This is a genomic window from Diaphorobacter ruginosibacter (genome assembly GCF_014395975.1).
Classification (GTDB): domain Bacteria; phylum Pseudomonadota; class Gammaproteobacteria; order Burkholderiales; family Burkholderiaceae_C; genus Diaphorobacter_A; species Diaphorobacter_A ruginosibacter.
The window spans coordinates 4,535,599-4,560,012 of record NZ_CP060714.1; the positions used below are offsets into that span (position 1 = coordinate 4,535,599).

Consider the following 24,414-nt stretch of genomic DNA (forward strand, 5'->3'; position numbering starts at 1 on the left):
GACGGAAAAGTGCGTTAGCAGGTTCCCTAGTCTTGCACAGCTTGGCGATCACCCCTCCGCATGCACGCGCAGGCGGCGCACGATCGGACCGCCGTGCGCCTGCAGTTGTTGCACCGCCCTCCCGGCAACGGCGTCGGCCACCGGCGCGGTGAGCAGCACCAGCGCGGGTGCCGCACCCTGTTCGCCTGCATGCACCCACTTGCGGCGCAGCACCTGCAGGCCCGACCTTTCCAGCGCGCGGACGGTGCCCGACTCGCACAGGCCCTTGTCGCAGGCCACGCACAGCATCTGCGATGCGACCACCTCGGCCATCGGCAGCACGTGCGGCGCGTCGCCCTCGCGCACGTGCGTGCCCAGCGTCGGTACGCCGTGACCGCGGCCGCGGACGTTATCCACAGGCAGGCGCGCCAGGTCGATGAGGTCGGCCACCACGGCCGATGCCGTGGGCTCGCCCCCCGCGCCCGCACCGCTGTAGAACGCCGCGCCGCTCGCATCGCCATGCACGGACACGCCGTTGGTCGCGCCATGGATATGCGCGAGCGGGTTGCGCTGATCGACGAGGGCAGGGTGCACGCGCAGCTCCAGTGCGTTGCCCCGGCGGCGGGCGACGGCGAGCAGCTTCACCGCGTAGCCGAGCTCGGCGGCGGCGGCGATGTCGGCGCGCTGCAGATCGCGGATGCCTTCCACATGCACGGCGTCGAAGTTCACCGGAACGCCGAATGCATTGGCGGCCAGCAGCGTGAGCTTGTGCGCGGCGTCGATGCCGTCCACATCGAAGGTGGGATCGGCCTCGGCGTAGCCCAGCGCCTGCGCCTCGGCCAGCGCCTGTTCGAAATCGAGGCCCGCATCGCGCATGCGCGTGAGGATGTAGTTGCTGGTGCCGTTGAGGATGCCCGCTACCGCATCGATGCGATTGGCGGCCAGCGCTTCGCGCAGCGTCTTGATGATGGGAATGCTGCCTGCAACGGCCGCCTCGTATGCGAGCTGGCGGCCATGTGTCGCGGCGCTGGCCGCCAGGGCTTCGCCATGGGTGGCGAGCAGTGCCTTGTTGGCGGTGACCACATGCTTGCCCGCTGCGAGCGCGGCCTGCACCCAGTCATGCGCCGGGCCGGTGCCGCCGGCCACCTCGACCAGCACGTCGATGTCGGGGTGGGTGGCCACATAGTGGGGATCGCTGGTGAGCTCGACATTCCCGAGCGCCGCGTCGCCCAGCTTTTCTGCGGCGCGCACGCGGTCGCGGACGGCCAGGGCGACGAGTTCGATGCCGCGCCCGGCCCGCGCGGCGATCAACGACTGGTTGCGCTGCAGAACCGACCATGTGCCCATGCCCACCGTCCCCAGGCCGATCATGCCCACCCGCAGCGCAGGCAATGCGGGTGCCAACGGCAGGCTGGCACAGGCCGCTTGCGCGGCGGCATTCAGTGAGACGGGGCGAAGGCGGGGTTCGCTATACATGGTGTCTACCTCTCCAGAAGAGCCCCGTTTGCGGGGCCGAAAAACAAAAAACCCAGCTTGCCAGCTGGGTCATCGATTCTTGGGAGGAGGGGGACGATTCCAGGTGGCTGCCGGTACAGCCACCCAACACGCGCTAGGTAGCTGTGTCGGTAATCATCGTAATCATTCGTGCACTCTCGGGCAGCGCGCATGCGCCGCGCGGGAAGCGGCCGGCAAGGGCGTTGGCAGGGAACCAAGTGGACGAAGACATCGCGCCAGTGTACTGCAAACTCCCGCGCAGCGGGAAGAATGTGATCCGGGGCCGTCGGGCACGGAGCTTGCATCGGTGTCGGCGTATCCCGACACACTGACGGCCTCCCATGAAATCACCGCTGTGCTACCTGGTTGCCGCAAGGCAGTCCGAGATCGCCGAACTGGAGCAGCTGCGCAGCGCCTGCTCGCTGGTCACTTGCGTGTCGGAGCTGATCCATGAACTGCAGAAGGAGCGCGGGCTGTCGAACCTGTGGCTTGCCAGCGGCGGCCAGCAGGGCGCACCCGCGCTGGCGGCGCAGATGCGGGCCGTGGACGATGCGATCGGGATGGTGCGTCTGGCGCTCGATGCGCAGGAGTTGCCGGTGCAGCCCGCACGGCATGCGGCGCTGCTGTACAACGCGATCGCCTGCCTGCTGCAGGGGCTTGCGTCCCTGCCCGCGCTGCGCAGCGGCATCGGGTCGCTGGCGCTCACCCTGCAGGAGAGCACGGCCGCGTTCGTTCGGCTGATCGCGGCCTGTCTTGCCCTGGTGTTCGAGGCGGCCGACAGCGCATGCGATCCGGACGTCTCGCGCCTGCTGGTGGCGTTGTTCCATTTCATGCAGGGCAAGGAGCTTGCCGGACAGGAGCGCGCCACGGGAGCAGCCGCATTTGCCTCGGGAGTGAACGATGAACAGCGCCGGCGCCACTGGCTGCACCTCATCGATTCGCAGGAGCAGTGCTTCCAGGTGTTCACCGAATTCGCGCCGGCCGCAATGCACGAGCTGTGGCTGGGCCGGTGCGAGCAGGGACCCGACATGTCCGCCATCGAGCGCCTGCGCCGCGTGGCCTGCACCGCGCAGGCGGATGACGGCCTGGACGCGGGGCTGGGCGAGCGCTGGTTTGCCGCCTGCTCGCTGCGGCTCGATGCGATGCACGAAGTGGAGGTCCTGATGGCCCGCGAGCTCGCGCTGCTGTGCGCAGGAAGGCTGGAACTGGCTCAGACCGCCCTGCAGGCGCTGCAGGACCGGGAACATGCAACGGAGGAAACTGAGGGGCTGGCTTTCTTCGCCGTCGACGCGCCCGACAGCCTGCCGCGCACCACGGCAGCGTATGCCAGCTGCGCCGCCTTCGGACCGCAGCTGGAGCGCTCGATCCGCAGCCTGGTGCAGGAGCAATCGCAGCGCCTGCTCGCCATGCAGGCCGAGATCGACAGGGCGCGCACCGCACTTGTCGAGCGCAAGACCATCGAACGCGCCAAGGGCATGCTCATGCACCTGCGCCAGATCAGCGAGAGCGATGCGCACAAGCTCTTGCGCCAGACCGCAATGAACCAGAACCGCCGGCTGCTCGATGTCGCGCAGGCGGTGCTGTCGACGGTCGAGCTGCTGCCTCCCTGAATCCCGTCGCGCACCAACTTGGCCATCGGCGGATGCTGCAATGCACCATGCGAGGGCCGATACGGGGGCTGTGCCCACCAACCCCCTGTGGTTTTCCATGGCACGGATCGTGCGTGCAGGCAGGGACAAGAGCGGACCAAAGGCGGTCCTGCCCGGCAGCAATGCCCGTGATTCCCGGACAACGGCGTCCCCTTCCTTCGTCTGCTGTGTGCAGGCGAAGGGGTGGACGCCGTTTTCTTTTTTGCTTTGCCACCACGACTTCGATGGAGTTCGATCATGAAGAAAAATGAGAAGGAACCGACCGCAGGCACGGTCTCGCCGCGCCGCAGCTTTCTGCGCAGCGGCGTGCAACTGGCCGCGGGCTCGGCGCTCTACGCCACGCTCGGGCACCACGGCGCCTGGGCCGCGGGGTCGGACGCTCCGGAGAAGAAGGAGGTGAAGATCGGCTTCATCCCTCTCACCGACTGCGCCAGCGTGGTCATGGCATCGGTGCTGGGATTCGACCAGAAATACGGCGTGAAGATCGTTCCCAGCAAGGAGGCCAGCTGGGCCAGCGTGCGCGACAAGCTCACCAACGGCGATCTGGACATGGCCCATGTGCTGTACGGGCTGGTCTATGGCGTGCAGCTGGGAGTGGGCAGTCCGCAGAAGGACATGGCGGTTCTGATGACGCTGAACCGTAATGGCCAGGCGATCACGTTGTCCAGGAAGCTCGCCGACAAGGGCGCGGTCGATGCGGCCAGCCTCGCCAGGCTCATGGCCAGCGACAAGCGGGAGTACACCTTTGCGCACACCTTCCCCACGGGAACGCATGCCATGTGGCTGTACTACTGGATGGCGAGCGCGGGCATCGACCCGCTGAAGGATGCCAAGGTCATCACCGTGCCGCCCCCGCAGATGGTGGCGAACATGCGCGTGGGCAACATGGACGGATATTGCGTGGGAGAGCCCTGGGGGCACCGCGCGATCATGGACGGCATCGGCATCACGGCCGCCACCACGCAGGACATCTGGCGCGACCATCCCGAAAAGGTGCTGGGCTGCAGTGCCGACTTCGCGGAGAGGTATCCCAACACCTCGCGCGCCGTGATGATGGCGGTGATGGAGGCGGGTCGCTGGATCGACGCCAGCATGCAGAACAAGCTGAAGATGGCCGAGACCATCGCGGCCAAGTCGTATGTGAACACCAGCGTGGACGCCATCAATCAGCGCATCCTGGGGCGCTACCAGAACGGCCTGGGAAGAACCTGGGACGATCCGAACCACATGAAGTTCTTTGCCGATGGCGACGCGAACTTCCCCTACCTGTCGGACGGCATGTGGTTTCTCACGCAGCACAAGCGCTGGGGGCTGCTCAAGTCGCACCCGGACTACCTCGCGGTGGCCCGCAAGATCAACCGCATCGACCTGTACACCCAGGCGGCGGCGCAGCTCAAGGTGAGCGTGCCGAAGTCGCCCATGCGCAGCAGCAAGCTGATGGATGGGGTGGTGTGGGATGGAAGCGACCCGGCGCGCTATGCCGATTCCTTCAAGTCCAAGGCCTGAATCCAGGCCCTGTTCTCTCTGTGTTTCCTTCTTCGTTTTGTCTTGACCCCATCGGAGCCCACCATGGTCAGTGCAGTTTTTCATGGTCCCGCCACGGATACCGTCGATCCAGGAGCCCACGCGAACGCCCCTCGCATCCGTCAGCATGCGCCCCCTGATGAGCGCGCAGCGCCGCCGCGCATGCCGCTGGCGAGGCGTCTGGGCAGCTGGGCCCAGCGCGCCTTGCCGCCCGTGCTGGGCCTGATGCTGCTGGTGATGCTCTGGTCGATCGTGGCGCGCGGCGACGGCATTCCCGGGCCGCTGGCCACCTGGCAACAGGCGCAGGAAGTGTTCAGCGATCCGTTCTACCGCAACGGCCCCAACGACCAGGGCGTGGGCTGGAACGTGCTGGCCTCGCTGCAGCGGGTCTGCATTGGCTTCGGGCTCGCGGCGCTGGTGGGCATCCCGCTGGGCTTCGTCATCGGCCGCTTCGACTTCCTCTCGCGCATGTTCAACCCGCTGATCAGCCTGCTGCGGCCGGTGTCGCCGCTGGCCTGGCTGCCGATCGGCCTGTTGGTGTTCAAGGGCGCGGATCCGGCGGCGATCTGGACCATTTTCATCTGTTCGATCTGGCCGATGGTCATCAACACGGCGACCGGCGTGCAGCGCGTGCCGCAGGACTACATGAACGTGGCCCGCGTGCTCAACCTGAGCGAGTGGAAGATCGCCACCACCATACTGTTTCCTTCCGTCCTGCCCTACATGCTGACCGGGGTGCGGCTGGCCGTCGGCACGGCATGGCTGGTGATCGTGGCGGCAGAGATGCTCACGGGCGGCGTGGGTATCGGATTCTGGGTATGGGACGAGTGGAACAACCTCAACGTCGCGAACATCATCATCGCGATCTTCGTGATCGGCATCGTGGGTCTGGTGCTGGAGCTGGCGCTGGTGAAGCTGGCTTCCGCGTTCACATTCGAGGAGGTGAAGACATGAATGCCGCCATTGCTTCGAGCCCCGAGGGCCTGGCCGCACCGATGCCGACACTGGCAAGGTACATCGACGTGCAGAACGTGGAGCAGACATTCCGCACCTCGAAGGGCGTGTTCCCCGCACTGAAGGACATCAACCTGCGCATCGTGCGCGGCGAGTTCGTGAGCCTGATCGGGCATTCGGGCTGCGGCAAGTCGACGCTGCTCAACCTGATCGCGGGACTCACCTCGCCCACGGCGGGCGCGCTGACCTGCGCGGGCCGCGAGATCAAGGGACCTGGACCGGAGCGCGCGGTGGTGTTCCAGAACCATTCGCTGCTGCCGTGGCTCACCTGCTGGGACAACGTCCATCTCGCGGTGGAGCGCGTGTTCGGGCGCAGCGTCAGCCGGGCGCAACTCGCCGAGCGCACCGATGCGGCGCTGGCGCTCGTGGGACTCACACACGCGGCGCAGAAGCGGCCCGGTGAGATCTCGGGCGGCATGAAGCAGCGCGTGGGCATTGCCCGTGCGCTGTCGATGGAGCCGCAGGTGCTGCTCATGGACGAGCCGTTCGGCGCACTCGATGCGCTCACACGGGCCAAGCTGCAGGACGAGCTGCTGGAGATCGTGGCGCGCACGCAGCGCACGGTGGTGATGGTGACGCACGATGTGGACGAGGCGGTGCTGCTCTCCGACCGCATCGTGATGATGACCAACGGGCCGGCGGCGACGATCGGCGAGGTACTCCCAGTGCCGCTGCCCAGGCCGCGCAACCGGGTCGTGCTGGCGGACGATCCCGAGTACCAGCGCTGCCGCAAGGCGGTGATGGACTTTCTGTATACACGGCAGGGGCATGTGGAGAAGGGTGTGTAAGCAGTGCTGTGTACCGCACGTGCATGGCACATGCGTTGCACCAAAAAAGCGCATCTTCAAGGCCATGCAGCTGGCATGAGGATTGCATAGGAAAAAGCGTGGCCAATGTGGGCCACGGATGCATCGGGCAACGCAGCCCTGGTGCACACGACAAAGACGTCCAGGCGACCCATGAAGACTCATGGTCGTTGCCGGACGTCTTTTTGTTTTCATACGCCCACGGAGCATGAGATGAAGAAATCCAGACTGGTCATGATCGGCAACGGAATGGCGGGGGTGCGCACGCTGGAGGAGCTGCTCGCCATCGCGCCCGATCTCTACGACATCACGGTATTCGGCGCCGAGCCGCATCCCAATTACAACCGCATCCTGCTCTCGCCCGTGCTGGCGGGGGAGCAGACGCTTGAGGAGATCATCCTCAACGACTGGTCCTGGTACCAGGACCACGGCATCACGCTGCATGCGGGCTGCGGCGTGACCGATGTGGATCGCGCGCGGCGCATCGTGCATGCGGTGGACGCGAACGGCGACGCCGTCAGCGCGCCCTACGACCGGCTCATCTTCGCGACCGGATCCCATCCCTTCATGCTGCCGGTTCCGGGCAAGGATCTGCCGGGCGTGCTCGCCTACCGCGACATCGCGGACACGCAGGCGATGATCCATGCGGCCGCGCAATACCGGCACGCGGTGGTGATCGGCGGCGGTCTGCTGGGGCTCGAGGCGGCCAACGGGCTCATGAAGCGCGGCATGGAATGCACCGTGGTGCATGTGGGCGACTGGCTCATGGAGCGGCAACTGGACGACACCGCCGGAGACCTGCTCAAGCAATCGCTGATGGAGCGCGGCATGAAGTTCCTGATGGGGGCGCACACGCAGGAGCTGCTGGGAGACGACGCCACGGGTCGCGTGCGCGCCGTGCGGTTCAAGGACGGCAGCGAGGTGCCGGCCGACCTGGTGGTGATGGCGGTGGGCATCCGCCCCAACACGGCGCTGGCCGAGAAGGTCCATCTGCATGTGAATCGCGGCATCGTGGTGAGCGACACCCTGCAGACCGTGACCGACGCGCGCATCTATGCGGTGGGCGAATGCGCGGCGCACAGGGGCGTGGCATACGGGTTGGTGGCGCCGCTGTTCGAGCAGGGCAAGGTGCTGGCCAACCATCTTGCGGAGTTCGGCATCGGGCGTTACCAGGGATCGCTCACGTCGACCAAGCTCAAGGTGACGGGCATCGACCTGTTCTCGGCGGGTGACTTCCAGGGCGGCGCGGACACCGAGGAAATCATCATGAGCGACCCCGGTGGCGGTGTCTACAAGAAGCTGGTGCTCAAGGACGACCGGCTCGTGGGCGCATGCCTCTACGGCGATACGGTGGACGGCAGCTGGTACTTCAAGCTGCTGCGCGAAGGGCGCAGCGTGGCCGACATCCGGGACAAGCTGATGTTCGGCGAGTCCAACCTGGGCGACACCGGCCACCAGGGCCAGAGCAAGGCCGCGGCCATGGCCGACGGCGACGAGGTCTGCGGCTGCAACGGCGTGACCAAGGGCGCGATCTGCAAGGCCATCAAGGACAAGGGCCTGTTCACGCTGGACGAGGTGAAGAAGCACACCAAGGCCAGTGCGAGCTGCGGGTCGTGCACGGGCCTGGTCGAGCAGATCCTGATGTTCACGGCGGGCGGCGATTACTCCGCCACGCCCAAGCTCAAGCCGCTGTGCGGCTGCACCATGCACGGGCATCAGGCCGTGCGCGATGCGATCCGCGAGCACCGGCTGCTGAGCGTGCACGATACGTTCCGCTTTCTCGAATGGAAGACGCCCGATGGCTGTGCCACCTGCCGCCCGGCCGTCAACTACTACCTCATCAGCACCTGGCCCAAGGACGCGCTGGACGATCCGCAAAGCCGCTTCATCAACGAGCGCAGCCATGCCAACATCCAGAAGGATGGCACCTACAGCGTGGTGCCGCGCATGTGGGGCGGCGAGACGACCGCCGACGAGCTGCGCCGCATCGCCGACGTGGTGGACAAGTACCAGATTCCCACGGTGAAGGTCACGGGCGGCCAGCGCATCGATCTGCTCGGAGTGAAGAAGGAAGACCTGCAGGGGGTGTGGAACGATATCGGCATGCCCTGCGGCCATGCGTACGCGAAGGCACTGCGCACCGTGAAGACCTGCGTGGGCAGCGAATGGTGCCGCATGGGAACGCAGGACAGCACGCAGCTCGGCAAGGACCTGGAGCACGCGATGTGGCGCATGTACGCACCGCACAAGGTGAAGTTCGCGGTGAGCGGCTGCCCGCGCAACTGCGCGGAATCGGGCATCAAGGACGTGGGCATCATCGGCGTGGATTCAGGCTGGGAGATGTATGTGGGCGGCAACGGCGGCATCAAGACCGAAGTCGCGCATTTCTTCGCCAAGCTGAAGACCGCGGAGGAGGTGATGGAGTACACCGGCGCGTTCATGCAGCTGTACCGGCTGGAGGGCTGGTACCTGGAGCGCACCGTGCACTACCTCGCGCGCGTGGGGCTGGACTATGTGAAGCGCCGCATCCTCGAGGACGAAGCCGGGCGCAAGGCGCTCTGGGCGGATCTGCAGGCCGCCCTCGAAGGCGAGCCAGACCCCTGGTTCGAGACACGGCGCGCGGCGGTCGATACGCGCCAGTTCATTCCCATCGTGCCGGCCGTCGCCGACGCCAGGGCACACGCAAAGGAGATCACGGCATGAGTCATGCAATGCATCACGACGACTGGATCGCCATCTGCGCGCTCGACGATATTCCGGTGCTGGGGGCGCGGCGCGTGGCACGCGCGCGCGGGCTCGATGTGGCGATCTTCCGCGGTGCCGCCGACCGGGTGTTCGCGCTGCTCGACCGCTGTCCGCACAAGGGCGGGCCGCTGTCCCAGGGCATCGTGTTCGGAGAGAGCGTGGCCTGTCCGCTGCACAACTGGACGATCGCGTTGGCCACGGGCGAGGCGGCCGCGCCCGACGAAGGCAGCACCGCGCGTTTCTCCGTGCTGCTGGACGGCGGCGTCGTGCACCTGAGCGCCAGGGAGCTCGCGGAGCATGCGCTTGAATTCACGCGCCCGCATGCCGGGCCGGCCTGCAGGGGCCACGCCGAACCCGCGGCCGCGGGTTCGGCCGCGCTCCGCAGCGTGCCGGTCACGTTGCAGCGCGCCTAGGGACCCTCTGCACGATTCGACCGATCCCTCACCACCCATGCGAGCGGCTGCCACCATGCAAGAAACCCAATCCACCTGCCCCTACTGCGGCGTCGGCTGCGGGGTGATCATCGAGACACGAGGCGGTGCCATTACCGGCGTGCGCGGCGATCCATCGCACCCCGCGAACCATGGAAAGTTGTGCACCAAGGGCAGCACGCTGCACCTCACGGCCGCCCCGGCACAGGCAGCGCAGGCCCGCCTGCTGGTACCGCAGCTGCGCGCGCGCCGCGATGCCGAGCCGGCACCCATCGCCTGGTCCTCCGCGATCACGCATGCGGCCGAGCGCCTGGAGGGCATCGTCGCTGCGCACGGGCCCGATGCGCTGGGCTTCTATCTCAGCGGCCAGCTGCTGACCGAGGACTACTACGTCTTCAACAAGCTGGCCAAGGGGCTGATCGGCACCAACAACATCGACACCAATTCGCGCCTGTGCATGAGCAGCGCCGTGGCGGGCTACAAGGCGACGCTCGGCGCCGATGCGCCGCCTGCCTGCTATGACGATTTCCAGCACGCGGGCTGCCTGTTCATCGCGGGCAGCAACATGGCGTGGGCCCATCCGGTCGCATTCCGGCGCGTGGAGGCGGCGCGCGCGGCGAATCCGCAGATGAAGATCATCGTGGTCGACCCGCGCCGCACGGAAACGGCCGCGGTGGCCGATCTGCATCTGCCGCTGGCTCCGGGAACCGATGTGATGCTGTTCCACGGGCTGCTGCACATCATGCTGCGAGAGGGCTGGGTGGACGAGGCCTACATCGACCGGCACACCCGGGGCTTTGCCGAACTGAAGGCGCTGGTGCGCGACGCCGTGCCCGGGCACGTGGCCGCCATCTGCGGACTGAATCAGGACGACCTGCTGCGCGCGGCGCGCTGGTTCGCGCTGGGCGGCGATGCAACCCCTCCTGACGCGCGCCGTGGCACGCTCAGCCTGTACTGCCAGGGCCTGAACCAGAGCAGCAGCGGAACGGACAAGAATGCCGCGCTCATCAACCTGCATCTGGCGACCGGACAGATTGGGCGCGCTGGGGCCGGCCCGTTTTCCCTGACCGGTCAGCCCAATGCAATGGGCGGACGCGAGGTGGGCGGCCTGTCGAACCTGCTGAGCGCGCACCGGGACATGGGCAATCCGGCGCACCGCGCGGAAGTGGCCGCACTGTGGGGCGTGGAGCGCGTGCCGGACCAGCCCGGCAAGGCCGCGGTGGAGATGTTCGAGGCGGCGGCCGACGGCGAGATCAAGGCACTGTGGATAGCCTGTACCAACCCCGCGCAGAGCCTTCCTCGCCAGTCGCTGGTGCGCGAGGCCCTGCGACGCGCGGAGTTCGTCGTGCTGCAGGAGGCGTTTGCACACACCGCGACCGCCGCATTCGCCGACCTGCTGCTGCCCGCGACCACCTGGGGCGAGAAGCTGGGCACGGTCACCAACAGCGAGCGCCGTATCTCGCGCGTGCGCGCCGCTGTACCGCCGAGCGGCGAGGCGCGGCACGATTGGCAAATTGGCGTGCAGCTTGCACAGGCGCTCGAGACGCGCCTGCGTGCGGGCCGGCCGAGCCTGTTCCCCTACGACACGGTCGACGCGCAGGCCGGTGCGGAGGCCATCTGGAACGAGCATCGCGAGAGCACGCGCGGGCGCGACCTGGACATCACGGGGTTGAGCTGGTCACTGCTGGACGAGCGCGGGCCGCAGCAGTGGCCTTTCGCGCAGGGCGCGGCCAGCGGCAAGGCGCGGCTGTACGAGGACGGCGTCTTTCCCACGCCCGACGGCCGCGCGCTGTTTCAGGCGCAGCCCTACAGGGCACTCGCGGAGCCCTGCGATGCGCGCTATCCGTTCAGCCTCAACACCGGGCGCCTGCGCGATCACTGGCATGGCATGAGCCGCACGGGGCAGCTCGGCAGGCTGTTCGCACACGAATCGGAGCCGCAGCTGCAGATGCACCCGGCCGACATGGATCGCCTGCAATTGAAGAACGGCGATCTGGCGCATGTGACCAGCCGGCGCGGCGCCATCGTCGCGCCGGTGCGCACTGACGCGCAGCTTTCCTCCGGCCAGGTGTTCCTTGCCATGCACTGGGGCAGTGAGTACCTGGGCGGGCGCAGCTCGACGGGCCAGCGGCTGGGCGGCGTGAATGCGCTCACCACGCCCGAGCGCTGCCCGAAGTCGCGCCAGCCGGAGCTCAAGCATGCGGCGGTGAAGGTGCTCAAGGCGCAGATGCCCTGGCACTGCCTCGGCATGGCCTGGCTGCCCGCCGACGGGGTGCTGCAGGCGCGCGAGGCGCTGGCGGCCCTGATGGGCGAATTCGACTTCGCCAGCTGCGTGCTCTTCAGCAATGCGGTGTCGCTCGCAGAGGCGGACCAGGCCCGCACCGGCGTGCAGTTCCGTGCCGCAGCCTACGAGGCGCCCTCGCCGGACCTGCTGCAACGCCTGTCCGACTGCCTGCAGCTGAGCGATCCCCAGGCCTTGCGCTACACGGATGCGCGGCGGCAGTGCAGCCGTACGTTGCGGTTGGTGCAGCGCGCCGATCAACGCGTGCTCGAAGGCTTCATGCTGTGTGGTGATGCGAGCGCGGGCCAGTGGCTTGCCGACGTGCTCAAGGGCGGACTGTCCACGCTTCCGTTCGGCCGCATGCTGCTGGCATCGGGCAGCAGCGCGCCCCGCGTTGCCGTTGGCGCGTCGCGCCAGGTATGTGCCTGCATGAACGTGAGCGAGGACGCCATCGTGCGGCAATTGAAGACCGGGGCCGGGGGATCGGAGGACGCATGCCTGCAGGCACTCAAGGACTCGCTGGGCTGCGGCACGGGCTGCGGCTCGTGCATTCCCTCCATCCGGCAGATGGTGCGGAGCCTGCAGCCGCAGGCACTTGGTGCACCGGCCTGAGTCACCATCGACGAACAGCAAGGAGAATCATCATGACCGAATCGCTTCATCCAGGCGGGGAATCCCCGGGCCGCTGCTTTCTGGTGGGTGCGGGGCCGGGCGACCCCGAGCTCCTGACGCTCCGGGCCTGCAAGGCCATCCAGAGCGCGACGCTGCTGCTGGCGGACGATCTGGTGTCGGCCGAGATCCTCGCACTGGCCCCGCCCCGGGCGCGCATCATCCATGTGGGCAAGCGGGGTGGGCGGGTGAGCACGCCACAGGCGTTCATCGAGCGCCTGATGCTGATGGCGGTGCGCGAAGGCGAGACGGTGGTGCGGCTCAAGGGGGGCGATCCGTTCATTTTCGGGCGCGGCGGCGAGGAGGCCGAGCACCTGCGCGCCGCGGGCGTGCGCGTGGAGGTGGTCAACGGCATCACGGCGGGCCTGGCGGCGCCCGCATCGCTGGGCATCGCGCTCACCCACCGGGAACATGCCCACGGTGTGATGCTGATCACCGGCCACGCGGGGCAGGGCGGGCGTGGCGTGGACTGGCGCGAGATCGCGCGCACGGCGGCCGCGGCGCGCCTCACGCTGGTCATCTACATGGGGGTCTCTTCGGCCAGCGAGATCGAAGCGGGCCTGCTGGGTGGCGGGCTTGATGCGCAGACCCCGGTCGCCCTGATCAGCAATGCCAGCCTGCCGACCCAGGCACATGTGATCACCGAGCTTGCACAACTGAGCCAGACATTGCACGAGTCGGGTCTGGCCAGCCCGTGCATCTTCGTGGTGGGCGATGTCGTCCGTGCGGGTGATGCGGTCGCCATGTTCAACGGCGCCGCACGGGGGCCAGGGCCCGCCGCGCGGCTCACGCGCTCAGCGTAGCCGTCAGCGTGATCTCGGGCACGCTCGCGAGCGCCTTGGAGAGCGGGCAGCCGGCCTTGGCCTCTGCGGCGATCTGCTGGAACTGCTCTTCCGACAGGCCCGGCACCCTGGCATTGAGCGTGAGCGCGATGCGGTTGATCTTGAAGCCGCCGCCATCGGCCGCAAGGCGCACCTTGGCCGTGGTGTCCACGGTCTCGGTCTGGATGCCCTGCGCGGCGCAGGCGAACGAGAACGCCATGGCGAAGCAGGCGGCATGTGCCGCGGCCAGGATCTCCTCGGGATTGGTGGCCTGGTGGTCGTCGCCGAAACGGCTGGCGAAGCCATAGGGCGCCTTGTTCAGCGCGCCGGTCTCGGTGCTGATCTCGCCCTTGCCCTCCTTGCCTGCGCCTTGCCAGTGGACCGATGCGGATTTGTCTGCGGACATGTGGATAACTCCTTCATGGTTCAAGTTGAAAACCCAGTGTCGCAACATACCGCGAATGCCGTGTGACTGCCAGGGCCGGGACCCGAAGTGACAGCACCCTCCTACAGGCGGTGCATTCCGGCGCTCGAGGGACGACGCCACCTTACCAAACGTTAATGAAAGCGTTAGACACGCCCTGAACCCTCCTGCCTAGCATCCCTGCAGCGCCAGATCGGGTGCGCGGCGGTTCCGCGCGCGCAGGAGCGAACGCTGGCAAGTGATGACGGACACGAGGTGCAAGATGAGCGAGAACAAAGCGAGACGCGCGGGGTACGCCGCCGCGAATGTAGCCGTTAATGTGGCCGTAAATGCGGCTGTGGTGGCCATGCTGGTGACATCGGCGGGATGGCTGCTGACCGGCTGCAATGCCTCTACCGCATCGCCGGCGGAAGCGGCGCAGCAGGCGCCCGGAAAGCCGGCAGCCGAGGCGCAGGACAGGGGAATGGTGAGGCTCGAGCCCGCCTCGGTGAAGATGCTTGCCATCGACACCGTCGCGCCCGCGAATGGAGCGCGGCTCGCCTGGGCTCCCGCGCAGGTGGCGTTCGTGGAGGACAAGACGGCCGCGGTCTCCCTGCCCGTGGCAGCGCGCGTGGTCTCGGTGAGCGCGCATGTGGGCGACGCGGTGAAGGCGGGCGACGTGCTCGCCACGCTGGTGAGTCCCGACGCGCTGCGCACGCGCCATGAGCTCGCCGCGGCGAGGGGCGCGCGCGACGTGGCCGCAGTGGAGGTGCGGCGGCAGCAGACCATGAGCGACACGGGCGTGGGCACCGACGTGGACCTGCGTGCCGCGCAGGCCCGGTTGCGGGAGTCGGCGCAGGAACTCTCGCGCGCCTCCGGCACGGTGGCGCTGCTGGGATCGGGCGATGGCGACCGCATCTTGCTGCGCGCCCCGCGCGCCGGCGTGATCGCCGAGCGCAAGGCGCAGGTCGGCGCGTCGATGGAGGCCGGCTCCGCGCTGTTCACCATCGGCGACCAGGGCGCGATGAATGTCGTCGCCCAGGTTTTCGAGAGCGACCTGCAGGGCATCGACGTGGGCAGTCCCGTGCAGGTGGAGGTGCAGCAGCTGCCCAGGCCGCTGTCGGGCAAGGTGCGCCACCTGGGCGCCACGCTGGACAAGGACTCGCGCAGAGCGTCCGTCGTGGTGGACCTGGACCAGCAGAACCCCGCGCTGCGGGCCGGCATGCAGGTGCGCGTGGGCGTGCAGATGTCGGCCACGCGAGACCTGATGATTCCCGTGACCGCCGTGCTCATCAAGGACGAAAGCCGCAGCGTGGTCTTCGTCCAGCGCTCCGATACCGAGTTCGAGGCACGCACCGTGCAGCTTGGCCGACCCGCACACGGCATGGTGCCCGTGATGGGCGGGCTGCAGCCGGGCGAGAAGATCGTGGTGAAGGGCGGCCTGCTCCTGGATGGTGCGGCCAATCAATTGCTGTGAAGAAGGAGCGTCCCCCTGAGGCGCTGTGCGCCTTCCCCCTTCTCTCGAACTGCTACGCAGTTCGGGAAGGGGGACGCAGCCAGTGCGGCGGGGCGGCCCTTGCACGGCTGCTCTCGCATGGGCCTCGCCAGTTTTGTGGGGTGCGCTCGGAGTTTTGTGGCATTCCCCCTGAGGCGCTGCGCGCCTCGCATGGGCCCTGCCCGATGCGGGCAACGAATCACTGAAGAAAAAAACAATGCTGCGTTCCTTCATTTCCTTTGTGGTGCACCGCCGCCTGCTGGCGCTGTGCGCCACGGCGCTGGTGGCGATCTACGGTGTGTGGTCGTACCTGCATACCGCCATCGAGGCCTATCCCGACGTGACCAATGTGCAGGTCGGTGTGATCGCGCAGGCACCGGGCCTCGCGCCCGAGGAGGTCGAGCGCCAGATCACGCAGCCGCTGGAGCGCGAGCTCAACGGCACGCCGGGGCTGGTGTCGCTGCGCTCGGAGAGCTATTTCGGCCTCTCGATGATCAATCTCGTCTTCAATGACGACGCGGTGAGCTTCAATGCGCGCGCCGAGGTCTCGCAGCGCCTGCCGCAGGCCGACCTGCCGCCGGGCGTGACGCCCGAGATGGCACCGGACTACACGCCGCTCGGCAAGATCTTCTACTACCGCCTGAGCAGCGACCGTCACACGCTCGCGCAATTGCGCACCGAACAGGAATGGCACATCGTGCGTGTGCTCAAGCAGGTGCAGGGCGTGGCGGACGTGGTGAGCATCGGCGGCTTCGTGAAGGAGTTCCACGTCGAGGTCGATCCCGAGAAGCTCTACGCACTCGGCCTGTCGCTGGACGATGTGAGCGAGGCGCTCTCCAAGTCGAACCGCAACGTGGGCGGCGGGCTGATGCGGCGGGGAGAGCAGTCGTTGATCGTGCGCGGCATCGGACTGCTGCATTCGCCACAGGAAATCAACGAGGTGGTGGTCGCGATGCGCGGCGGCGCTCCCGTGACCATCGGCGATGTCGCGCGCGTGGTGCAGTCGCACACGCCGCGCCAGGGCTCGGTCGGCCAGGACGAGCACGACGACGTGGTGCAGGGCATCGTGCTGCTCAAGCGTGGCGAGAACCCTTCCGTGGTGCTGGACGACATCCACGCCAAGGTGGAGGCGCTCAACAACGGCGGCCTGCCCGAGGGCATGCACATGACCACGAACTACGACCGCTCCGATCTCGTCGGCCACACGCTGGCCACGGTGCAGCACAACCTGCTGTTCGGCGCGACGCTGATCGTGGCGGTGCTGTGGCTGTTCCTGCGCAGCGTCCGCGGCTCGCTGATCGTGGCCACGGTGATCCCGCTGTCGTTGCTGGTGGCCTTCATCGGGCTGCACCTGCTGGGCATGCCCGCCAACCTGATCTCGATGGGCGCGATCGACTTCGGCATCATGGTCGACGGGGCGGTGGTGCTGGCCGAGAACATCATCCGCAACGCGCGCCTCAGAAAGCCGCAGACGGCCAACGACATGCGGCACATCATCATCGATTCCGCCGTTGCCGTCGCCAAGCCCACGCTGTTCGCGATGGCCATCGTGATTGCCGCGCTGATTCCGGTCTTCTCGCTGCAGAGCATCGAGGGCCGCATCTTCCGTCCGCTCGCGATGACCTACAGCTTTGCGCTGCTGGGTGCGCTGGTGTTTGCGATGGGACTGGTGCCCGCACTGTGCGCGCTGTTCCTCAAGCCCCGGCATGTGATGGTGGAGGAGCCCAGGATATTCGACCGCATGCACCATGGCTACCAGCACTGGATCGGCAAGGTGCTGGGCCTGGCGCGCAGCCGCGCTATCGTGCTGCTGGTGTCCGTCGGCGTGCTCGTGGCGGCCGGCGTGTCCGCCAGGTTTCTCGGAACGGAGTTCCTGCCGGAGCTCGATGAGGGCGATGCCTATGTGCTGGTGCAGATGCCGGCATCGATCTCGCTGGAGAAGGGCCAGGAAATCCTGCGCGACGTGCGCTTTCGCCTGAAGGCCTTCCCGGAGGTGATTTCGGTGACGACGGAGCAGGGCCGCCCCGAGTCCGGCACCGACAACGAGACCCTGAACCTGGCCAAGTCGCTGGTGCGCCTGAAGCCGCACGGCGAGTGGCGCAAGGGCCTGACCAAGCCCGAGCTGATCGAGCAGATGCGCGCATCGCTTGGCGAGATCCCGGGCGTGGCGTTCAACTTCGCGCAGCCGATCCGCGACAGCGTGGAAGAGTCCACGTCGGGTGCGCGCGGGCAGGTGGTGCTCAAGATGTTCGGCCCCGACATTCCCACGCTGCGCAAGCTGCTGCAGCAGACCGTGGGCCTGGTGAAGGACATCGACGGCGTGGTCGACCTCGACCTCTATCGCGATGCGCCCGCGCCGCAGCTGCATGTGGAGTTCGACCGCGCCGCGCTGGCACGCCAGGGCATCGCGATGGAGACTGCACAGAAAACGCTGGAAGTGGCACTCGCGGGCAATGTCTCCACCACGCTGTGGGAAGGCGAGTACCCGGTGCCGGTGCGGGTGCGCCTGCCCTATGTGGACCGCATGGACGAGGAACGCATCCGCAACATCGCGATCCCGCTGCCCGACGGCGGATCGGTGCCTTTGCATTCGGTGGGTACGGTGGGCATCAAGATCGGCAATTCCTCGATCTTCCGTGAAGGCAATGCGCGCTACATGGCGCTCAAGTTCAACGTGGAAGGCCGCGACATCGGGTCGGTGGTCAAGGACACGCTGGCCACGTTCAACCAGAACGTGAAGCTGCCCGAGGGCTACCAGGCCTTCTGGGGCGGCGAGTGGGAGAACCAGCAGCGCGCGGCGGCGCGCCTCAAGGTGGTGGTGCCGCTGTCGCTGCTGATCGTGTTCGCGCTGTTGTTCGGCGCGCTGGGCCATGCACGCAGCGCGGGCGTGATCCTGCTGTGCGCGCCGTTCGCCATGGTGGGCGGCATCGTGGCGCTGCACCTCGCGCACATCGAGCTCTCGATCAGCGCGGCCATCGGCTTCATCGCCCTGCTGGGACAGGTGGCGCTGGCGGGGCTGCTCGTGGTGTCGGCGGTGGAGGAACTGCGCCGCCAGGGCATGCCACTCATGCAGGCACTGGTGGAGGGGACGGCCGAGCGCATGCGCTCGATCCTGCTGGTGGCGCTGCTCGCGCTGCTGGGCCTGCTGCCGATGGCCTTGTCAACCGGCGTGGGCAGCGAGACCCAGCGCCCGTTCGCATCGGTGATCGTGGGCGGCATGGTGATCCTGCCGCTCGTGGCCCTGGTACTGCTACCCGTGCTGTATGCGCTGCTGGGCCCGAAGAACATGTTGACTCAGGAACAAATCGATGAAGGCGATGAAAGCACGCAAAATGACTAAGTGCCATGTGCTGGCCGCTGCCGTGCTGCTGGCCTGCGCGGGCGCACGCGGTGAGGCTCAGGTGGCGCCCATGGCGGTGGCGGCGGATGGGACCGCCGCGCCGGTGCCGCAGCAGGCGGTCACGCTGGAAGAGTATCTGCGCCTCGTGGTGCGCAACCAGCCTTCGCTTGCGGCGGACAGGCTGGAGACGGGCCTGGCGCGCGCCGACACGCGCACCGCGTCGGCATTTCCCAATCCCACCGCATCGGCGTATGGCAAGCCCGGCGAGCACGGCGTGGGCATCGAGCAGCCGATTCCGATCTTCGGCCAGCGTGGCCTGCGCATCGAGAATGCGAAGAAGGGCGAGATGACGGCCGCGGCGCATGCCGATGTGGCCGTGAATACCGCGCTCAACGAGGCCGCGCTGGCATTCAACGAACTGCTCGTGGCGCAGAAGCGCGTGGAGGTCTGGCAGGACGCGCAGCAATCGCTCGACAAGGCCGCGTACATCGTGCGCGGACAGATCGAGGCAGGTGCTCGCAGCAAGTACGACGGCTCGCGCCTTGCGCTGCAGCTCGCGCAGATGGGCATGCAGGTGGCCAAGGCCAAGGCGGCGCTCAGGGCGGCCGCCACGCATGCGGCCCAGGTGGCGGCCATTCCGCGATGGAACGCGCGCGCCGAAGGCAGCGTGCAGACGCTCGAGCAGCAACTGCCGGACTACGAGACCCTGTGGGCGCAGGCCGGCACGCGCCTGCCCGCGCTGCGCTCGGCGCAGGCGGAGCTCGACCAGGCGCGCCACAAGATCGACGTGGCCAGGCGCGACGCGCTTCCCACCCCCAGCGTCGGGGTCACGCGCGTGAAAAGCCGCGGCGATGGCAACTACACGCAGTGGGGCGTCTCGATGGAGATACCGCTCTTCGACCGCAACCAGGGCGCGATCGACCGCGCGAAGATGGAGGCCGAACAGGCCGAGCTGCGCTGGCAGGCCGCGAACCGGAACGCGCAGTCGGAGCTGTACGGCGCGCTGCAGCAGCTTGAGCTCAAGCGGGAGAGCGTGCACGCCTACGAGAAGCAAGGCCTCTCGCAGATTGATCCGCTCAAGCAGATGGCGGGTGACGCCTACCGGCTGGGGCAGGGCGGCATCCTGGAGCTCATCGATGCGCTGGGATCGATCACCGAACACCGCCTGGAATACCTCGATCTGGTGAAGGACTACCTCGATGCGGAGTGGCAGGTGCGGCTGGCGAGCGGGAATGTGCCGCAGATGGATTGATATCGTTCAGAATCCGGTGATCCATACCTCTCGGGCCCCATGTACCGCTATCTCATCATCGAAGACGACGCCCTCAACGCGAGCTACATTGCCGCCGGCCTTCGCGAGCAGGGCGCGCAGGTGGTGCTTGCCTCTGACGGTGTGCAGGGCATTGCGCGCGCGGTGGGCGAGCAGTGGGACGTGATCATTCTCGACCGCATGCTGCCCGATGAGTTCGACGGCCTGCAGATCCTGCAGACGTTGCGTTCGCTCGGCAAGATGACGCCGGTGCTGGTGCTGAGTGCTCTGTCGGCCACCGATGAGCGCGTGCGCGGGCTGAAGGCGGGGTGCGATGACTACCTTACCAAGCCGTTCTCGTTCGCGGAGCTGTCCGCGCGGCTCGAGGCCCTGGTGCGGCGCGCACAGGTGCCCGCGCCCGTGCGCGAGATGCGGCTGGCGGACTTGCGCATCAACCTCATGACACGCAGTGCCGATCGGGCGGGCGTGCCCCTGGCGCTGCAGCCGCGCGAGTTCCGCCTGCTGGCATTCCTCATGCAGCACGCGCACCAGATCGTCACGCGCACCATGCTGCTCGAGGCGGTATGGGACTATCGGTTCGATCCGCAGACCAATGTGATCGACGTGCACATCAGCCGCCTGCGCGGCAAGGTGGACAAGGGCTTCGAGCCGGCGCTGATCCATACGGTGCGCGGCGTGGGCTACAGCCTCACGGATGCACCGGGCCAGCTGCCCCTGGGAGCCTGACGCGGTGTCGGAGCGCGCCAGGCCCTGGAGCTCGACGGCGTTCCGCCTTGCCCTGCAGTTCGGGGGGCTGATGGTGCTGACCGTGCTGGTGGTGCTGGCGGTGTTCTATGTGCAGACGGTGGGCGTGCTGCGCACGCGCGTGGACCGGCAGGCCGAGACCAACCTCAGGCGCCTCGTCGACCATGCCGGCAAGTACGGCCAGCAGGCGCTCGAAGCCGAAATCCGGCAGTTCCTGCAGGACGGCGTGAACACCGATACCGAGATCATCATCCTGATGGACTCGCATGGCGTGCCCATCGTGGGCAATGCCACGGTCATTCCGCTGCGCAGGCTGACCAGCATGGGCATCCGCGAGCTCAAGGTGCGCCGGGGCTCGCGTGTGGTGATGGGTCGCGTCGCGGTGGCCGAGCTGCCGCAGGGGCTGTCGCTCGCCGTGGGGACCGACATGCAGCAGCAGCGCGACATGGAGGAGCTGATCGGGCGTGCGAGCCTGCTGGCGGCGCTGCTGTCGCTGCTCATCGCCGTGATCGGAGCGACGATGTTCCGCAGGCTGGTGGACGAGCGCGCGGCCGACATCCGCAACACCATGTCGCGCGTGGCGGCGGGCGACCTGCGCCAGCGCATCCCCGTGTCGGCGCGGGCCGACGAGTTCTCGCTGCTCAACCGCGACATCAACAGCATGCTCGACCGGCTCGAGCAGCTCATGGAAGGCATCCGCCATGTCTCCAACACCATTGCCCACAATCTGCGCACGCCGCTCACGCGCATCACGCTGCAGTTGCGCAATGCGCGCCAGCTGCCGCCGGACGAGCAGGCCAGGACGCTGATGCGCGTGGCGGGCGAGGTCGAGGAGCTGGGCATCGTGTTCGACAAGCTGCTGCAGATCGCCGAAGTCGAGAGCGGAACCAGCCGCGCGGCATTCGGCACGGTCGACATCAACGCGCTGCTGCTCGATGTGGCGGAGTTCTACGAGCCCCTGCTCGACGAGGGCGGAGGCGCGCTCGAGGTGCAGGTCCGGGGCCACCTGGCGGCGCTGGGCGACGGAGACCTGCTTGCCAGCGCGGTAGCCAACCTGCTCGACAATGCCATTAAGTATGGCGGTGCGCATGGCGATCCTTCCGCTTCCTCTCCCACGGACGCACCTCCCTCCGATGGCACGCCGCCGCCCGTGCGGGTGGTGCTGCGCGCGCGTGCGGCCACCCTCGACGGCGAACCGCAGGGGGCGCCGGGCATCGAGATCCTGGTCGAGGACAATGGGCCGGGCGTGGACCCCCAGGCGATGGAGAAGATGACGACCCGCTTCTTTCGCGCGCGCAAGGACCGTAGCGGCTATGGCCTGGGCCTGGCCAGCGTTCATGCGATCACGCAGCTGCATGGCGGGCGGCTTGCGTTCAGCAATCTGCCGCATGGGTTCCAGGCGCGCATCTGGCTGCCGCAGACCTGAGCTGGCGCGGCACCGGAGCGGGTCACGAGGCCTTGTCGGAGGCCGTTGCCCGCGTGCTGTACCAGCAGATCAGCGAGCCCAGCGTGACCAGCGCCACGCCCTGCCAGAATCCCCACGACGGACGCACCTGCAGCCACACGGTCCCCACCAGTGCGGAGAGCACCGGCGTGAAGTAGGAGCCCACGGCCATCACGGTGAGATTGCCGTGGCGGATGCCGAAATCCCAGCAGCTGTAGCCAAGCGCCGTGAGCGCACCGAGCATGAAGAGCTGCATGCCGGCCGGCCAGCTCATGTGCAGCGCCGGTTCGTGGCCGAGCGCGAAATGGAACCACAGCGCGGCCGACACGGCCCACAGGAACAGCGACAGTGCATTCGCGCCCCTGGCGAACAGCCGCGAGATGACCGAATAGCAGGGCCAGAGCAGGGCTGCGGCAAACGCCAGGCCGTAGGCGAGGGGATTGCTCTGCACGTTGGCCCACAGGCCCGCGGCGGAAAACTGGCCGTCCCCCTGCAGCACCAGCACGATGCCGAACATGGCCAGCAGCACGCCGGGAACCAGCCCCCACGAGAAGCGCTGCAGGCCGGCGGCGGTTGCGAGCACCACGGTGAGGCTCGGCCACAGGTAGTTGATCATGCCCAGTTCGAGCGTCTGCGTGCGGTTGCTGGCAAAGCCGAGCGACAGCGACAGGCCGATCTCGTAGGCGACGAAGATGATCCCGCAGCCCAGGACATAGGCCGGATGCCAGCTGCGCAGCTGCTGCCAGCGCGGCAGCCCGAAACGCAGGGTGACGAACAGCGCGCTCAGGGTGAAGGTGCAGGCGGCGCCTCCCACCGGCCCGAGATGCTCGGCAACGCTGCGGAACAGGCCCACGGAGGTGGACCAGCACAGGATGGCGGCAAGGCCGACCAGGGTCGCGCGGGAGCTGGAATGGGTCATGCCGCCGGCCCTGCCTCAGCGCGGACGGCGTGCGCCATAGGCGCAGTAGCCGGGCTTGGGGCCCTTTTTGGGGTGCAGCCTGCAGGTTTCGGGACGCTGCTCGTAGACCGTGCAGCGGCGCGTCTTCTCATCCAGGAAATTGCAGTCGCCGCTGGCGCGCCGCCCCATGGTGAAGATGGTGTTCTTGTGGTTGAAATGATCGATCACGCCCATTTTCAACAGGCGCTTGGCAATCAGCTTGGGCTCGATGTTCTCGACCTCGAACGCATCGACGATACCCAGCCGCACCAGATCGGGCAGCCTCACTTCCAGCGGCATGGTGCAGCAGTTGGCGGCGCAGGTGTCGCACATGCCTGCGCGGTAACGCTGCCAGGTTTCGACGCGGTCCACGTCGACGATGGCGATGGGGGATCTCATTTCTTGCGGCTCTCTGGCGCGGCGGGCTCGCTGCGGGCTGGTGGGGAGCGTGGATTTTAAATGGCGTGCCGGCCTGGCTTCCCGCAGCGGGTTTCTTTCCGGGGCCAGGCGCAATCAGCTCACATGGCCCAGATCCGGGGCCGCACGGCCGCCATTCCCCACCACTCACCGCGCCAGGCGGCCCACACCCGCTGCCAGAGCGCCATCAGGGGCTCCACCACGGGGCTGATTCCGCGAAGCACGATCATCCGTTCGCTGGGCGCGGTCACCCCCGCCATCACGCCGGAGGCCAGAGGGGGCAGGAGTTCGTGCGCCGCCTCGAGTAGCCGCTCCCGCAGCGCGCGCGGAAAGGCAGAGCCGCTCGCCAGCAACAGGCTGCCCATGCACCGCGCACCTGCAAGCCCGAGCGGACTGTCCATCAGCAGTCTGTCCTGCGCATCGATCACCCCGCGCTCGAGGAATTGTGCAGGCCAGTGGATGTGCTGCACGAACCGGCCCTGCTCGAACGGCTCGTTGGCGTGGGGCAGGCCCAGTGCAGTGATGTCCCATGCAATGAGCTGCGATTCGGGCGCCAGGTCGAGATGCACCTCGTTCACTGAATCGCAGGCGTTGTATGCGATCGCCTCCAGCGGCAGCCATTCGAGGCGTGCCTCCGGGGCCAGTGCGATGCGTGTGCGCTGCATGGCCTGCGCGCCGTTGCTGCGATAGAAACGTGTCGCCCCCGGCGTGGTGACCAGGGCTTGCGCCCCTTGCCGCAGGTTGACGCGCATGTCGAGCACATCGCCACCGACCAGTCCGCCGGGAGGGTGGACAAGCACGTTGTGGCATACGCCGGGGCCCTCGGGGTGCAGGCTGCGCAGCACGCGCAGCGGGCCGTCGTGGCTGAAGTGCAGCACCGTCGATGCCTCATGGCTGCGGCGTGAGTAGTCGAGATCGAGTCGTGCGTGCCAGACCATGGGATACGAAAAT

The 24,414-nt window shown here is 67.6% G+C and carries 18 protein-coding genes; 13 read left to right on the top strand and 5 right to left on the bottom strand.

Annotated features, from left to right (window positions below):
* Positions 1–48: 48 nt before the first annotated feature.
* On the bottom strand, positions 49–1,455 hold the full coding sequence (locus H9K76_RS20500) for a homoserine dehydrogenase (RefSeq protein WP_187597116.1): 1,407 nt from the start codon (positions 1,453–1,455) through the stop codon (positions 49–51).
* 359 nt (positions 1,456–1,814) lie between these two features.
* Between H9K76_RS20500 and H9K76_RS20505 the strand changes: the two genes are divergently transcribed.
* The 8 genes from H9K76_RS20505 to cobA all read left to right on the top strand — a co-directional run bounded on the left by H9K76_RS20505 (position 1,815) and on the right by cobA (position 13,395).
* Complete coding sequence (locus H9K76_RS20505; protein ID WP_187597117.1) at positions 1,815–3,083, top strand: nitrate regulatory protein; 1,269 nt, start codon at positions 1,815–1,817, stop codon at positions 3,081–3,083.
* 276 nt (positions 3,084–3,359) lie between these two features.
* Complete coding sequence (locus tag H9K76_RS20510; RefSeq protein ID WP_187597118.1) at positions 3,360–4,628, top strand: CmpA/NrtA family ABC transporter substrate-binding protein; 1,269 nt, start codon at positions 3,360–3,362, stop codon at positions 4,626–4,628.
* A 63-nt stretch (positions 4,629–4,691) separates the two neighbouring features.
* A complete protein-coding gene (gene ntrB, locus H9K76_RS20515; RefSeq protein ID WP_187597119.1) occupies positions 4,692–5,600 on the top strand; it encodes a nitrate ABC transporter permease in 909 nt (302 codons plus the stop codon).
* 41 nt (positions 5,601–5,641) lie between these two features.
* Complete coding sequence (locus H9K76_RS20520) at positions 5,642–6,448, top strand: ABC transporter ATP-binding protein (RefSeq protein WP_187600767.1); 807 nt, start codon at positions 5,642–5,644, stop codon at positions 6,446–6,448.
* Between the two features lie 231 nt (positions 6,449–6,679).
* Positions 6,680–9,169, top strand: coding sequence for a nitrite reductase large subunit NirB (gene nirB, locus H9K76_RS20525; protein ID WP_187597120.1), 2,490 nt, complete (start codon positions 6,680–6,682; stop codon positions 9,167–9,169).
* On the top strand, positions 9,166–9,624 hold the full coding sequence (gene nirD, locus H9K76_RS20530) for a nitrite reductase small subunit NirD (protein WP_246475178.1): 459 nt from the start codon (positions 9,166–9,168) through the stop codon (positions 9,622–9,624). Before nirB ends, nirD begins: the two co-directional genes overlap by 4 nt.
* A gap of 55 nt (positions 9,625–9,679) precedes the next feature.
* A complete protein-coding gene (locus tag H9K76_RS20535) occupies positions 9,680–12,535 on the top strand; it encodes a nitrate reductase (RefSeq protein WP_187597121.1) in 2,856 nt (951 codons plus the stop codon).
* Between the two features lie 32 nt (positions 12,536–12,567).
* Positions 12,568–13,395 (top strand): uroporphyrinogen-III C-methyltransferase, encoded by an 828-nt coding sequence (gene cobA, locus H9K76_RS20540; RefSeq protein WP_187597122.1) that lies wholly within the window; start codon positions 12,568–12,570, stop codon positions 13,393–13,395.
* Here cobA and H9K76_RS20545 read toward each other — a convergent pair.
* Positions 13,379–13,819 (bottom strand): OsmC family peroxiredoxin, encoded by a 441-nt coding sequence (locus H9K76_RS20545; RefSeq protein ID WP_187597123.1) that lies wholly within the window; start codon positions 13,817–13,819, stop codon positions 13,379–13,381. The two genes, cobA and H9K76_RS20545, sit on opposite strands and share 17 nt — an antisense overlap.
* Positions 13,820–14,099: 280 nt before the next feature.
* On the opposite strand from H9K76_RS20545, the gene H9K76_RS20550 reads away from it, so the two are divergent.
* From H9K76_RS20550 to H9K76_RS20570, 5 genes are all read left to right on the top strand, one after another.
* Positions 14,100–15,293, top strand: a complete 1,194-nt coding sequence (locus H9K76_RS20550; protein ID WP_187597124.1) for an efflux RND transporter periplasmic adaptor subunit — start codon at positions 14,100–14,102, stop codon at positions 15,291–15,293.
* Between the two features lie 235 nt (positions 15,294–15,528).
* On the top strand, positions 15,529–18,651 hold the full coding sequence (locus H9K76_RS20555; protein ID WP_187597125.1) for an efflux RND transporter permease subunit: 3,123 nt from the start codon (positions 15,529–15,531) through the stop codon (positions 18,649–18,651).
* Positions 18,644–19,903: a TolC family protein gene (locus tag H9K76_RS20560; RefSeq protein ID WP_343066271.1), complete on the top strand. Its 1,260-nt coding sequence runs from the start codon at positions 18,644–18,646 to the stop codon at positions 19,901–19,903. The genes H9K76_RS20555 and H9K76_RS20560 overlap by 8 nt, the downstream gene beginning before the upstream one ends.
* Positions 19,904–19,942: 39 nt before the next feature.
* Positions 19,943–20,647, top strand: coding sequence for a response regulator transcription factor (locus H9K76_RS20565; protein ID WP_187597127.1), 705 nt, complete (start codon positions 19,943–19,945; stop codon positions 20,645–20,647).
* 4 nt (positions 20,648–20,651) lie between these two features.
* Positions 20,652–22,091, top strand: a complete 1,440-nt coding sequence (locus tag H9K76_RS20570) for a HAMP domain-containing sensor histidine kinase (RefSeq protein ID WP_246475179.1) — start codon at positions 20,652–20,654, stop codon at positions 22,089–22,091.
* A 22-nt stretch (positions 22,092–22,113) separates the two neighbouring features.
* Here H9K76_RS20570 and yddG read toward each other — a convergent pair whose 3' ends face one another.
* The 3 genes from yddG to H9K76_RS20585 all read right to left on the bottom strand — a co-directional run bounded on the left by yddG (position 22,114) and on the right by H9K76_RS20585 (position 24,401).
* On the bottom strand, positions 22,114–23,028 hold the full coding sequence (yddG, locus tag H9K76_RS20575) for an aromatic amino acid DMT transporter YddG (RefSeq protein ID WP_187597129.1): 915 nt from the start codon (positions 23,026–23,028) through the stop codon (positions 22,114–22,116).
* A 15-nt stretch (positions 23,029–23,043) separates the two neighbouring features.
* Positions 23,044–23,445: a YkgJ family cysteine cluster protein gene (locus tag H9K76_RS20580; RefSeq protein WP_187597130.1), complete on the bottom strand. Its 402-nt coding sequence runs from the start codon at positions 23,443–23,445 to the stop codon at positions 23,044–23,046.
* Between the two features lie 119 nt (positions 23,446–23,564).
* Positions 23,565–24,401, bottom strand: a complete 837-nt coding sequence (locus tag H9K76_RS20585) for an urease accessory protein UreD (RefSeq protein WP_187597131.1) — start codon at positions 24,399–24,401, stop codon at positions 23,565–23,567.
* Positions 24,402–24,414: the final 13 nt, after the last annotated feature.